The 13,196-nt window shown below is 67.4% G+C and carries 10 protein-coding genes; all 10 read left to right on the top strand.

What is annotated here, in order from left to right:
• The first annotated feature begins 8 nt into the window (after nucleotides 1–8).
• Nucleotides 9–986, top strand: coding sequence for a Bug family tripartite tricarboxylate transporter substrate binding protein (locus ACSFBF_RS24225; protein WP_435471453.1), 978 nt, complete (start codon nucleotides 9–11; stop codon nucleotides 984–986).
• Nucleotides 987–1,082: 96 nt separating this feature from the next.
• Entirely contained in the window at nucleotides 1,083–2,060 is a 978-nt protein-coding gene (locus ACSFBF_RS24220; RefSeq protein WP_435471451.1) for a Bug family tripartite tricarboxylate transporter substrate binding protein, read from the top strand.
• 4 nt (nucleotides 2,061–2,064) lie between these two features.
• Complete coding sequence (locus tag ACSFBF_RS24215) at nucleotides 2,065–3,414, top strand: FAD-dependent oxidoreductase (RefSeq protein ID WP_435471449.1); 1,350 nt, start codon at nucleotides 2,065–2,067, stop codon at nucleotides 3,412–3,414.
• A gap of 54 nt (nucleotides 3,415–3,468) precedes the next feature.
• Nucleotides 3,469–4,158 carry a hypothetical protein gene (locus ACSFBF_RS24210; RefSeq protein WP_435471447.1) on the top strand — a complete coding sequence of 230 codons (690 nt, stop codon included), beginning with the start codon at nucleotides 3,469–3,471 and terminating at the stop codon, nucleotides 4,156–4,158.
• Nucleotides 4,159–4,247: 89 nt separating this feature from the next.
• Nucleotides 4,248–5,138 carry an acyl-CoA thioesterase gene (locus ACSFBF_RS24205; RefSeq protein WP_435471445.1) on the top strand — a complete coding sequence of 297 codons (891 nt, stop codon included), beginning with the start codon at nucleotides 4,248–4,250 and terminating at the stop codon, nucleotides 5,136–5,138.
• 38 nt (nucleotides 5,139–5,176) lie between these two features.
• A complete protein-coding gene (locus tag ACSFBF_RS24200; RefSeq protein WP_435471443.1) occupies nucleotides 5,177–5,785 on the top strand; it encodes a glutathione S-transferase in 609 nt (202 codons plus the stop codon).
• Between the two features lie 509 nt (nucleotides 5,786–6,294).
• The gene (locus ACSFBF_RS24195) at nucleotides 6,295–6,747 is read left to right on the top strand and encodes a lysozyme inhibitor LprI family protein (protein WP_435471441.1); all 453 of its coding nucleotides are present in this window, start codon (nucleotides 6,295–6,297) and stop codon (nucleotides 6,745–6,747) included.
• 249 nt (nucleotides 6,748–6,996) lie between these two features.
• Complete coding sequence (locus ACSFBF_RS24190) at nucleotides 6,997–7,710, top strand: SDR family oxidoreductase (protein WP_435471439.1); 714 nt, start codon at nucleotides 6,997–6,999, stop codon at nucleotides 7,708–7,710.
• A 182-nt stretch (nucleotides 7,711–7,892) separates the two neighbouring features.
• Nucleotides 7,893–9,551, top strand: coding sequence for a ShlB/FhaC/HecB family hemolysin secretion/activation protein (locus ACSFBF_RS24185; RefSeq protein ID WP_435471437.1), 1,659 nt, complete (start codon nucleotides 7,893–7,895; stop codon nucleotides 9,549–9,551).
• A 23-nt stretch (nucleotides 9,552–9,574) separates the two neighbouring features.
• Nucleotides 9,575–13,186, top strand: a complete 3,612-nt coding sequence (locus tag ACSFBF_RS24180; RefSeq protein ID WP_435471435.1) for a beta strand repeat-containing protein — start codon at nucleotides 9,575–9,577, stop codon at nucleotides 13,184–13,186.
• Nucleotides 13,187–13,196: the final 10 nt, after the last annotated feature.

Raw genomic sequence — 13,196 nt, 5'->3', positions numbered from 1 at the left:
GACAAGACATGAATTTCTCGCGCGCACTGCTCACAGGCGTCCTTGCCTTGACGGCAGCAACAGGCGCCATGGCGCAAGCCAGCGACTTCCCCAACAAGCCCGTGACCCTGGTCACCCCGTTTGCGGCCGGCAGCGGGCCCGATGCGGTGCTACGCCTCGTCTCCGACAAGCTCTCTCGCCTGTGGGGCCAGCGCGTGCTGATCGACAACAAGCCCGGCGGCGGCGGCTTCATCGCCATCGACCAGGCCCGCCGCGCGGCGCCCGACGGCTACACGCTGCTGCAGCTCGACAGCGAGCACATCGCCGCGCTGCCGCACCTGTACAAGTCGCGCAACTTCGTGACGCTGCAGCACTTCGACCCGGTGGCTTCGCTGTTCCGCACGCCCTTCTTCGTGGCGGTGGGCACCGATTCGAAGTGGAAGAACATGAGCGACCTGATCGCCGCCGCCAAGGCCAACCCCGATGGCATCGTCTACGGCTCGTGGGGCGTGGGCAGCCCGGGCCATCTGGGGGCGCAACAACTCGAAGCGCTCACCGGCATCCATATGCGTCACGCGCCGTACCGCGAGGTGTCGCAACTGTTCTCCAACGTGGGCGCCGGGGAGGTGCCGTGGAGCTTTGCCAGCATTCCGTCGAGCCAGGGCATCTACAAGGCCGGCAAGCTGCGCTACCTGGCCATCGCGGCGCCCAAGCGCATTCCGCAGATGCCCGACGTGCCGACCATGGCAGAAGCCGGCGGCCCGGCCTCGCTGGAGGTGAATTCGTTCGTGTCGCTGCTCGCGCCGAAGGGCGTGCCGGCGGCCATCAAGGCGAAGATCAACGCCGACGTGGCCAAGGTCATCGCCGACCCCGAAATTCGCGCCCGCTTCGACACCTTCGCCTTCGAGCCACTGGCCTGGTCGCCGGAGGAAATCGAGCGCAATGCCGAGGCCAAGTCGAAGGTGTACGGCGAGCTGGTGCGCAGGGGCAACATCAGCCTGGATTAACGGGGACATTGCCAAGCCCTGGGGCTTGCCCGGTGTCTCGCTCGACAGTTAAGCTGGCCCTCTTTGTTTTTTGACAACTTTTTCACACTTCTTTTCATGCAAGCCACCAAGAGAGCTCTTTTGATTGCCTGCGGCCTGGCTGCCGCCGCCGCGCTGCCGATGAGCGCCAGTGCAGAGAATGCCGCCTGGCCGACGAAGCCGATCCGCCTGCTCGTGGGCTTTCCGGGCGGCTCCACGCCCGACATCGCGGCGCGCACCATCGCAGAGCCGTTGTCGAAGGCGCTGGGCCAGCCGATCGTGGTCGACAACAAGGCCGGCGCCTCGGGCAACATCGCAGCCGACCAGGTGGCCAAGGCCACCGACGACCACACGCTGGGCATCGTCATCAACGGCAACCTCACGTCGTCGAAGATGCTGTACGCCAAGCTGCCGTACGACCCGGTGAAAGACTTCACCTACCTGTCGCTGATCGCGACCGCGCCGCTGGTGCTGGTGGCGCAGAACAACCTGCCTTCGGGCACTGCTTTCTTCGATGAGGGCCGCAAGGCCGGCGACAAGTGGAACTACGGCTCGGTGGGCATCGGCTCGGTCGGCCACCTGGGCATGGAACTGCTCAAGACCCGCGTGCCCGGCTTCAAGCCCGAGCACGTGCCCTACCAGGGCAACCCGCAAGTCATTACCGCGATGCTGGGCGACCAGGTGCAGATGGGCCTGATCCCACCGGGCGTGGCCATGCCGCAGATCAGGGCCGGCAAGCTCAAGGCCATCGGCCTCACGGGCGGCCGCAGCGCGCTGGTGCCCGAGATTCCGCCGCTGTCCGACGCCGGCGTGAAAGACTTCAATCTCGAAGTGTGGGTGGCGCTGCTCGGCCCGGCCAACCTGTCGAAGGCGGCGCAGGCGCGCATCAGCCGCGAACTCGAAGTGGTCATGAAGAACCCGGACGTGCGCCGCAAGCTCTTCGAGCAGGGCTGGCAGGCCGTGGGCACCTCGCCGGACGGTATGCGCACGCGCGTCAATGAAGAAGCGGCGATCATGAGCAAGATCATTTCCGCACGCGGCATCAAGCTCCAGTAATCACATGACAGTCCAGACATTGCATGAACCGGCGCGCGAGCTGCCGGTATTCGGCGAATACGACGTGGTGGTGGTCGGCGGCGGCCCCGCCGGCATCGCTGCCGCCGTGAGCGCCGCACGCCACGGCGCCAACACGCTGCTGGTGGAGCGCTACGGCTTTCTCGGCGGCATGGGCACTGCCGGCGGCGTTACCAACTTCGCGGGCCTGTACGGCAAGCGCAAGGGCGAGATGACGCAGCTGGTGCACGGCGTGGTCGACGAGCTGATCGAGCGCATTGCCGGGCTCAACGGCATGAACCAGCCGCAGAACGGCATGGGCGGGCGCATCTGCGTGCGCTCGTACGACACCTCTGCCTACAAGCTGGCCGCCGACCAGCTGCTCGACGCCGCGGGCGTGAAGCTGCTGTTCCATGCCTACGCAGCCGCGGTGATTCGCGACGGCAGCCGCATCGCGGCGCTGGTGGTCGAGACCAAGTCGGGCCGCCAGGCCATTCGCGCCAACGCCTTCATCGATGCCAGCGGCGACGCCGATGTGGCGGCCTTTGCTGGCGTGCCCTTCGAAGTGGGCGACGGCCATGGCAGCGGGCTGTTCCCGACCACCATGTTCCGCATCGGCCAGGTCGATGCGCCGGCCGCGCTGGAGGCGGTGGGCGAGTTCAAGGCCATCAACGACTACATGGCGCGCACCGAGCAGCAGAAGCCGGGCGTCTACAAGTTTCCGCGCGAAGGCGCGATCCTGCGGCCCAACAAGGACCCGCGCGAATGGCGCGCCAACGTCACGCAGATCCGCAACGCCCAAGGCCGCGCGATGAACGGCGTCGATGCGCGCGAGCTCACCGAAGGCGAACTCGAAGGCCGCCGCCAGATCAGCGAGTACTTCAAGTTTTTGAAGGCCGAGGTGCCGGGCTTCGCGCAGTCGTCCATCGTGGAGATCGCGCCGCAGGTCGGCATCCGCGAGACGCGGCGCATCCAGGGCCTGTACGCGCTTGGGCGCGAGGACATCCTCGGTTCGGCGAAGTTCGACGACAACATCGGCCTGAATGCATGGCCGATGGAAATGCATGCCGACGGCCGCATCGAGTGGGCCTTTCCGCGCGACGAAGCCAACGCCTACAACCACCTGCCGTGGCGCATGCTGGTGCCGCAGGCGCTCGACAACCTGCTCGTGGCCGGCCGCTGCGCATCGATGACGCACGAAGGCCAGTCGGCTGCGCGCGCGAGCGGCGGCTGCTTCGTCATGGGGCAGGCCGCGGGCACGGCGGCGGCGTCGTTGGGCAGCACGGCCTTTGCGAAGGTCGATGTGCCCGCCCTGCAGAAAAAGCTGGTCGCCGACGGCGCTGACCTCGACCGCTGAGCACGGCGGCGCGCTAGAGTCCGGGGCAAGATGAACTCGACCCCCGGACGAAACGTGAACCTTCTTTCGTTGTCGATCACCGCGCGCCGCGGCTTCCTGGCTCTTTCGTGCGCTGCGCTCGGCCTGATGCAGTGGGGCTGCGCCAGCACGCCCGAGGGCGAGCCCGTTCATGGCAAGGACGCGATGGTGAGCTTTCTTGCGAGCAAGGACGGCCGCAAGCTCGTCATTGCCGGCGAGAAGTACCACTACGTGTTCGACGGCGACCCGGGCGTGGCCACCATCCTGCGGTGGGAAGGGCGCACCAAGATCTCGCCCGCCCTGGTCGGCGAGTTGAAGGTGGCACGCAACCAGAGCCTCGAAGGCCAGTACGTGCTGATGGTCTTCGACACCGACCTGACGCCCGACGACCAGGCCTTTTTGATCCAGACCGGCTTCGCAAAGACCGAGGTGAAATACGGCGACCGCACCGGCCCGGCGCTGCGCTACTTCGGCAGCGTCAAGGGCCGCCGCTACGAGGCCGGCGTGCTGAAGCAGGACGAGGCGGTCGACTTCACCCGGACGCAGTACCTCAAGTACGTAGAGCAGGAAACGGCCAGCGGCCCCGCCGACAAGGCGGCGCCAACGCCGGTGTCCCGAGCCGCCGACGGCTCGCTGGTGCTGGGCGGGGCGCCGCTCGCCGTGGTGCAGGGCGGAACGGACTACAGCTGCCGGGCCCGCCTCATGGACATCTGCTTCTTCAAATAGCAGCTGCTGACGGGCCCGCGACAGCCCGCGGGCCCGTCCTTTGCTATGGTCCAAGGTTGCTTTCTGCCTTGTTTTGACTGCTCCCTCTGATGACCACCGACTCCGCCACCGCCTCCCACCTCGTCAACGAACTCGTCGCGCTCATGCAGCTCGAGCCACTGGGTGGCGACCGCTTCCGGGCCCAGAGCGAGGACATCGGCACGCCCGCCGTGTTCGGCGGCCAGGTGCTGGGCCAGTCGCTGATGGCGGCCAGCCTCACGGTGGGCGCCGAGCGCCCGGTGCATTCGATGCACGCCTACTTCCTGCTGCCGGGCGAGCATGCACCCATCGAGTACAGCGTCGACCGTGTGCGCGACGGCCGCAGCTTCACCACCCGCCACGTGGTGGCGCGCCAGCAGGAGCGCATCATTTTTGAAATGTCGGCCTCGTTCCAGACGGTGGACGAAGGCGTCGAGCATCAGTTCGACATGCCCGAGGTGGCCGGCCCCGAAGGCCTCGTCAGCGAACTCGACCAGCGCATCGCCCTCGGCGACCGCCTGCCCGAGCCCTGGCGCTCCAAGGCGATCCAGCCGCACGGCATCGAATACCGCCGCGTCGATCCCGAGGACCTGATGGCGCCGCTGCCGCGCCCGGCGGCGTCGCAAAGCGCCATCTGGATGCGCGCCATCGCGCCGCTGCCCGACGACCCGATGGTGCACCGCGCGCTGCTGGCCTATGCCTCCGACCACGGCCTGCTGCGCGCCGCGATGCTGCCGCACGGCCTGAGCTTCATGAGCGGCCAGGTGCGCCCCGCGAGCCTCGACCACGCGATGTGGTTCCATCGCGATTTCCGCATGGACGACTGGCTGCTGTACGTGCTCGATTCGCCCAGCGCGGGCGGGGCGCGCGGCCTGTGCCGCGGCAGCCTCTATGCGCGCGACGGCCGCTTGGTGGCCTCGGCCGCGCAGGAGGGCATGTTGCGCATCAGGAAGCCGGCGTAGTCACAGTGCACGCCTGAAACACAAACTCCCGCCTCATCATGAAAATCTTCTTCTCTCCCGCTTCCCCCTTCGTGCGCAAGTGCATGGTCGTGGCGCACGAACTCGGCATTGCAGACCGCATCGAGAAGCTGCCGAGCGCGGCCGGCCCGGTGAAGCGCGACGCCACCATCATCCCGAAGAACCCGCTCGGCCAGGTGCCGACCTTCATCACCGACGACGGCCAGGTGCTGTTCGACAGCCGCGTGATCTGCGAGTACCTGAACGCCACGCAATCGGGCAAGCTGTTTCCGGCCGACGGCGCCGCGCGCTGGGCACGCCTGACCGAGCTCGCGCTGGCCGACGGCATGACTGGCGCTGCATTGCTCGCTCGCTACGAGAGCGTGCTGCGTCCTGAAGAACTGCGCTGGGCTGACTGGACCGATGGCCAACTCGCCAAGGTGCGCACTGGCCTCGAATGGCTCGAGACGGCTGCGCCTTCGTTCGGTGATCGTGTCGACATCGGCACCATCGCTTTCGGGTGTGCGTTGGGCTACATGGACTTCCGCTTTCCTGCCGTCGACTGGCGCGCTGAGGCGCCGAACAGTGCGAAGTGGTTCGAGGTGTTCAACCGGCGTGCCTCCATGCAGGCGACCTTGCCTACTGCCTGAGCTTCGACTCGTTTGCTTTCGGGGGCGCGATCACGCCGACGGGGTACCTTGCTCCGCGAATGTCCTCCGGCCTTCGGCCTCCTCCTTTATTTCGCTGCGCAAGGCACCCCATCGACGTGATCGTCGGGCGCAGCGGTCGAACCGCCGGCACGAGAGCAGCGCTGATGTGCGAATGGCACCGGGTGCTCCCCGCAGCGAAATAAAGGAGGAGGCCGAAGGCCGGGGGACATTCGCGGAGGGGAGTGCCCGGTGTCATTCGCACGCACCCCGAATAACAAGAGCCTGAATGGCAAGAAAGCCGAGTTCTCGGCCAAGTACAGGTTCCGTCATGAGGCGTTGGTAAAACGCGGGCCTTAGAAGCACAACAAGGGAGCTTGAATGGCCAACGAGAACACGGTGATGAGTGCCAGTGGGCGCGCAGAACCTCGCGGCCACCGTCTTCGCACTGTTCGTTTGCAGAGCCTAGCAAACCGCCGACGCGAAGAGGCATCCCTATTTCAGCCCGCACGATGAAACGCGTGTTGATTGCGCTGCTGACTGCTTGCGCAGTCTCGGGAGCATCCGCAGCATCTCCTGCGAAGTACGAGCCTGGTTTTCAGGAGGTATTGACCGCCTTGGCGCAACGCTCCGGGATACCTGAGGACGAATTGCGCGGCCTTCTGTCCCGCTGCGAGGCAAGTCAATCAGCGATGAACATTTGCGCGTATCGCGATGTCGTTGCGGCTGACTTGAAACTGAAGCACGCTTTAGCCAGCAAGGTGCAGCAGTTGCTGGCCTGCAAGGAGCGTCTCGAAGCCAAGATCGCCCGCTGGGAAGTCGTGCGCGACCAAGGATGCAAACGCAGCGCGGCGAAGGACTATGGCGGTGGATCGCTGGAGCAGACGGCGGAGTCCATGTGCGTTGAGCACGAGATCGTTCAGATGACGAAACAGGTTGAACGTCAGCGCACCTGCAAGCAGTAGGCCTGCGCACCCCGCCGACGTGATCGATGGACGCAGCGGTTGATCCGGCGGCACAACGACCGCGCTCATGTGCGAATGGCATCGGGTGCTCCCCGCAGCGAAATAAAGGAGGAGGCCGAAGGCCGGGGGACATTCGCGGAGGGGAGTACCCGGTGTCATTCGCACTCGCCCTGAACAACAAAAGCCTGAATAGCAAGAGCCCCGATTCCTTGGCTAAATGCAGGCTCTGCATGAACCAAGGAATCCCGAATGTCTTCTGAAGAGCAGAAAAAAGTAGCCATCGTCACCGCAGGTGGCAGCGGCATGGGCGCCGCCGCCGCCCGCAAGCTCGCAGACGACGGTTTTCGCGTCGCCATCCTCTCGTCGTCGGGCAAGGGCGAGGCACTGGCCGCCGAGTTGGGTGGCATCGGCGTGACCGGCTCGAACCAGTCGAACGACGACCTGAAGCGGCTCGTCGACAAGGTCGTAGCTGAATGGGGCCGCGTCGACGTGCTGGTCAACAGCGCAGGCCACGGCCCGCGCGCGCCGATCCTCGACATCACCGACGAAGACTGGCACCGCGGCATGGACGTCTACCTGCTGAGCGCCGTGCGTCCTGCACGCCTCGTTGCGCCGTTGATGGTGAAGCAGGGCGGCGGCTCCATCATCAACATCTCCACCTTCGCTGCCTTCGAGCCCGACCCCGTGTTCCCCACATCGGGCGTGTTCCGCGCCGGCCTTGCAGCCTTCACCAAACTCTTCGCCGACAAGTACGCGGCCGACAACGTGCGCATGAACAACGTGCTGCCCGGCTTCATCGACAGCCTGCCCGAGAAGGCCGAATTCCGCGGCCGCATTCCGATGGGCCGCTACGGCAAGAGCAGCGAGATCGCCGCCGTCATCGGCTTCCTCGCGTCGGAAGGCGCGGGCTACATCACCGGCCAGAACCTGCGCGTGGACGGCGGCATCACGCGTTCCGTCTGACGCCTCGAATGTTGTGTGAGGACAACTTTTTGAAACATATCAACCCCATAAAGTCGCGATCCACAACATATTTACACTTTTATTTACGTTGAATTACTATATGTAGCATCCTGAACACGGCCGCCATCGCGCCTTATTTGTTCAGCCACCGGTGTTCCCTGGGTGAACGAATGAGACAAAGATTGGCGAGAAAGTGGGTTCGATGCGGCGTGGCTGCTGCGCTGGCGATGGCGGGCTTTGCAGCCAACGCGCAGCAGGGCGAGCGCTTCGACATCGCGCGCTTCCAGGTCGAAGGCGACACACTGCTCGGCGCCGCCGAAGTCGACCGGCTGGTCGCCTCCATGGCGGGCCCCGGCAAGGCCTACGGTGACATCCAGCTCGCGGTAGACGCCCTGCAGCAGGCCTACACCCGCGCCGGCTACACGACCGTGCGGGTCTCGGTGCCCGAACAGGAACTCACCGGCGGCACCGTGAAGCTGCGCGTGACCGAGAGCGTGATCTCGTCGGTCACGGTCAGCGGCAATACGCACTTCGATTCGGACAACATCCGCGCCAGCCTCTCGCGCCTGCAGCCCGGCCGCGTGCCCGACCTGCGCGCCATCTCGGAGTCGGTGCAGCTGGCCAACGACAGTCCGGCCAAGCAGATCGGCGTGACGCTCAGCGAAGGCGCCAGCCCCGGCACCATCGACGCCAAGGTGGCGGTGGTCGACCACGATCCGCTGCGCCTCATCACCACGCTCGACAACACCGGCACCGAGACCAGCGGCCGCTGGCGCACCGGCGTCGCGCTGCAGCACGCCAACCTGTTCAACCGCGACCAGGTGGGCACGCTGGCGTACACCACCTCGCCCGACAGCCCCGCGGGCATGCGGCTGCACCTGTATTCGCTGGGCTACCGCATCCCGCTCTACGGCTTCGGCGACAGCCTGGACTTCATCTACGGCAAGTCGAGCGTCAACTCGCCGGCCAGCTCGCCCACGCTCGGCGGCGTGCTGGGCTTCACCGGCAAGGGCGATGTCTACGGCCTGCGCTGGAACCACTTTCTCGGCCGCAGCGGCGAAAGCAGCTCGAAGCTCGTGGTCGGCCTCGACCGCCGCCGCATCGACTCGCGCTGCGACATCGGCGGCGAGCAGGTGAGCATTGCGCCGCCCACACCGCCCATCGCCTCGTGCGTGCCCTACGTCACCATGCCGCTGAGCCTGACCTACATCGGCCAGCGCGACAGCGTCGACGAAGTGCTGGCCTACAGCGCCGGCCTGTCGCGCAACCTGCCCAGCGGCACGCGCTACACCAACCTCGACGGCCGCACTGACCGCTACTCCTACCTCACGCCCGGCAACCGCCGCACGCGGGACGACTTCGTCGTGCTGCGCGGCAGCGCCTCGTACGTAAAGAACCTGTCCGGCACATTCGGCGGATGGCAGGCACGGCTCGCGGGCAGCGCGCAGTACACCAACACGCCACTGGTGGCGAGCGAGCAGTTCGGCCTGACGGGCCAGACGCTGGTGCGCGGCTTCCAGGAGCGTGCCGTCGTGGCCGACAGCGGCGTGGTGGTCAACGCCGAGCTCTATTCACCCGAGCTGAGTGCCCTGACAGGCGTGCCCGGCCAGCTGCGCGCATTGGTCTTCTTCGATGCGGGGCAGGGCAGCAACAGCCGCACGGCCGGCACCACGCTGCCGCGCCGCGTCCATGTGTCGAGCATGGGCGTGGGCGCGCGCTACGGCTGGGGCCGCGACTTCAGCCTACGGCTGGACATCGCCCGCGTCAACGACGCAGGTCCCTCGTTCACCGAAAAACGCGGCGACTGGCGCGCCCACCTGAGCGCGATGCTGGCGTTCTGAACCCCACACAAGGCAAACACACCATGCGCCCGAACTTCAGACGCCGCCTCCTGCCGATGGCCGCCGCTGCGCTGTGCGCTGCAGCAGCAGCCGCTCCGCTCCCGCTGTGGGCCCAGCCGCTGCCGGGCGCGCTGCCCACGGGCTGGAGCGTCACTTCCGGCAATGTCTCGTTCACGCAGAACGGCACCACGCTGAACATCCTGCAGGGCACGCCGCAGGCCCTGGTCAATTTCGCGACCTTCAATGTCGGCGCGAACGCGCTGGTCGACATCCGCCAGCCGGGCAGCACCTCGGCGCTGCTGGCGCGCACCGTCGGCGGCGACCCGTCGCTGATCTACGGGCAGATCAAGGCCAACGGCGCGCTCTGGCTCATCAATCCGGCCGGCATCATGGTCGGGCCCGGCGCGCGCATCGACGTCGGCAGCTTCATCGCGAGCACGCTCAACGTCAGCGACAGCGACTTCCTCGCGGGCCGGCTCATGTTCCGCGGCACGGCCTCGGCGGGTGAAGTGCGCAACGCAGGCACCATCAACGCCGCGAGCGGCGGCAGCATTTACCTGGTCGGCCCCAGCGTGGTCAACAGCGGCACGCTCAATGCACCCAACGGCGAAGTGCTGCTGGCCGCGGGGCAGACCGTGCAACTGGTCGACACCGGCACGCCGGGTGTCTCGGTGGCCATCACCGGCACGCCGGGCGAGGCGAAGAACCTCGGGCGCATCGCGGCCGAGGCCGGGCGCATCGGCCTGGCGGCGGGCCTCGTGACCAACAGCGGCAGCATCAACGCCGACAGCGTGGTGCGCGAGGGTGGCCGCGTGTTCCTGCGCGCCTCCGGCGACCTGAAGACGACGGCAGCATCGGACATCAGCGCCAACGGCACGACCGGCGGCAACGTCGTTCTCTACGCCGACGGCGCGGCGGCGATCGACGGCCGCGTGTCGGCCACCGGCAGCGCGGGGCGCGGCGGCTATGTCGACACCTCGGGCCAGCGCTCGCTCGACGTGGTCAACGTGCCCATCGTGGGCCGCGGCGGCGAGTGGCACATCGACCCGCTCAGCATCGAGATCGTGGCCGGCGGCGGCAGTGGCGGCACCACCGGCACCAACGCCATCACCTCGAGCGAAACCGGCGCGCACATCGGCGCCGACATCATCACGTCGCAGCTCGACGCGGGCACCGACGTGAGCATCACCACGGGCAGCCCCACGACCGGCGCCGGCGACATCACCGTCTCGTCGGCCATCGCCAGGACCAGCGCCGCCGACTCCACGCTGACGCTGAACGCCAGCAACAACATCGTCATCAATGCGGCGATCACCAGCAAGGGCGGCAAGCTCGGGCTCAATCTCAACAGCAACCTGCAGAACGACGACTCGGGCGCCAGTCATGCGGCCCAGGTCAACGCCGACATGAACCTGAACGGCGGCGTGCTGACCGTGTCTGAAGGTTCTTCGACGACCGGCAACGGCACGCTCATCATCGGCGGCGGAACCACCTCGCTGGCCGCGCCCACCTCGGCCATCGTCGCCGGCACCGTCAATGTGGGAGCGGGCGGCACGCTGCTGGTGCAACGCGAAGGCTCGCCGATCTCGGGCGTGCTCAACAACGCCGGCACGGTGAGCATCGACAGCCCCGGCACGGTGTCGTTCGGCCAAGGCGGCACCCACAGCGGCGTGTTCAACGTGAGCGCGCCCTCCACGCTGTCGATGTCGGGCGGGCAGACCTTCAACGCCGGTTCGGGCTTCACCGGCACCGGCACGGTCGCGTGGTCAGACGCCGTGACGCTGGGCACGAACCTGAGCTTCAGCCAGGGCGGCAACAGCCTGGTGCTGCACGACATGAGCCTCAACACCGGCGGCAACACGCTGCTGACGCAGGGCGCGGGCGTGGTGGTCGACGGCGCAGTCACCCTGCGCGAAGCCGGCGTCTGGAGGAACAGCGCGGCCGTCGAGGTCAGGGGCAGCAGCGGCGCCATCCTGGCGCACGACGAGCGCGTGAAGTTCGAGAACGACGGTACCGTCACCACCACCGGCACGCGCTCCGACGTGTTCGCGGGCACGGGCGGTGTCATGGCCACCTTCATCAACAACGGCACGCTGGTGAAGGCCACTGCCAGCGACCAGCAGTTCACTGGCATCCAGAACGGCGCGGCCGGCACCATCCGCGCCGACGCCGGGCGACTGACCCTGGCGAGCTCCACGCTCGGCGGCAAGATGCAGGTCGCGAGCGGCGCGCAACTGACGCTCGACAACGTGACGCTCGACAGCAGCACCGACTTCTCCGGCGCCGGCGCCATGACCTGGCAGAACTACATCTCGCTGCTCGGCGCGGTGGACGTCAAGGCGGCCGCCCCGGTGCTGTCGATGGGCGCATCGACCGCGATCCAGGGGCAGGGCAACACGCTCACCACGCGCAACGTCGTGAACATGGCCGGCTCCGAAGTGACGCTGGCAGCCGTGACGTGGAACAACCTCGGCACCCTCAACCTCGGCGACGGCGCTGCGTTCACGGCCGGCGACGGGCGGCTCGCGAACGGCGGCACGGTGGTGAAGACCGGCACGGGCCTCGTTGCCGTGCCTCTGAGCAACATGGCGGGCGGCACGGTGCGCATCGAAGGCGGCACGCTCGATGCGCGCCAGGGCACCGACAACCCCAACAACGGCGCCATCGTGCTGCAGGCCGGCGCCACGCTGGGCGGTGGCGGCGCGGACATCTACAACAACGGCAGCATCAGCGGCAGCGGCACCATCGCGCTGGGCGGCGACGGCACGCTGGTCAACAACGGCATCGTGTCGCCCGGCACCGCCACGACGGCGGGCACGCTCACCGTGCGCGGCAACTACACGCAGACCGGCAGCGGCACGCTGAACATCAAGGTCGGCGGCAGCGGCTTCGACCTGCTCGACATCGACGGGTCGGCGCATCTCGCCGGCGCGCTCAACCTCGCCGGGCTTGGCGGCGCCTTGCCCGCGAACGGCGCGCAGGCCGACTTCGTCGTGGCGCGGGGCCTGAGCAACAGCGGCACCTTCAGCCAGGTCAACGCGCCCGCGCAGACCTCGCCGGGCAGCACGGCCACGCTGACCGTCAGCTACCCGACCGGCGGAAGCTCGGTGGCGCGCGCCACCGCCGCCGTCGTGCCCACGCTGGGGGCCTGCACCACCAACCCCGCGCTGCCTGGCTGCGACGCGGTATTGCCGACGCTGACGCAGTGCGTGGCGAACAGGTCGCTCGACGGCTGCTCGGCCGTGTTGCCGACTGCGGCCGCATGCACCGTGAGCCCCACGATGCTGGGGTGCGAGGCGCCGCCCACAACGACAACGCCGGTCACGTCGACACCGCCTTCCGCCGACATCTGCACGATCGCGCCCAATTCGGCGCTCTGCCAGGTCCTGAGCCCGCCGACGGCGTCGGAACCGGTCAAGCCGGTGCAGCAGGCGACCAACGAGATCATCAAGACCGTGACTTGGTCGTCTTCCGGGGGCGCGCTCTTCTTTACTTCGTCCACGTCGTCCAGCGACGACAAGACGAGCGACACGAAGTCCGACAAAGCCGCCGACAAGACAGACACCAAGGAAGTGGCGTCGGCGGACAAGGTCGCGACCAAGAACGAGCCCGCCAAGAAGATGTACTGCAATTGAGGAGCGCCAC

Origin of the sequence: Variovorax nivicola (assembly GCF_051216475.1) — a bacterium.
Taxonomy (GTDB): domain Bacteria; phylum Pseudomonadota; class Gammaproteobacteria; order Burkholderiales; family Burkholderiaceae_C; genus Variovorax.
The sequence above is the reverse complement of the archived record's forward strand: the minus strand, read 5'-3'. Positions and strand labels throughout refer to the sequence as shown.

What these genes read in the sequence shown, in the direction of transcription:
- ACSFBF_RS24225 (WP_435471453.1), top strand. Translation starts at nt 9, where the DNA reads ATGAATTTCTCGCGCGCACTGCTCACAGGCGTCCTTGCCTTGACGGCA.
- ACSFBF_RS24220 (WP_435471451.1), top strand. Translation starts at nt 1,083, where the DNA reads ATGCAAGCCACCAAGAGAGCTCTTTTGATTGCCTGCGGCCTGGCTGCC.
- ACSFBF_RS24215 (WP_435471449.1), top strand. Translation starts at nt 2,065, where the DNA reads ATGACAGTCCAGACATTGCATGAACCGGCGCGCGAGCTGCCGGTATTC.
- ACSFBF_RS24205 (WP_435471445.1), top strand. Translation starts at nt 4,248, where the DNA reads ATGACCACCGACTCCGCCACCGCCTCCCACCTCGTCAACGAACTCGTC.
- ACSFBF_RS24200 (WP_435471443.1), top strand. Translation starts at nt 5,177, where the DNA reads ATGAAAATCTTCTTCTCTCCCGCTTCCCCCTTCGTGCGCAAGTGCATG.
- ACSFBF_RS24195 (WP_435471441.1), top strand. Translation starts at nt 6,295, where the DNA reads ATGAAACGCGTGTTGATTGCGCTGCTGACTGCTTGCGCAGTCTCGGGA.
- ACSFBF_RS24190 (WP_435471439.1), top strand. Translation starts at nt 6,997, where the DNA reads ATGTCTTCTGAAGAGCAGAAAAAAGTAGCCATCGTCACCGCAGGTGGC.
- ACSFBF_RS24180 (WP_435471435.1), top strand. Translation starts at nt 9,575, where the DNA reads ATGCGCCCGAACTTCAGACGCCGCCTCCTGCCGATGGCCGCCGCTGCG.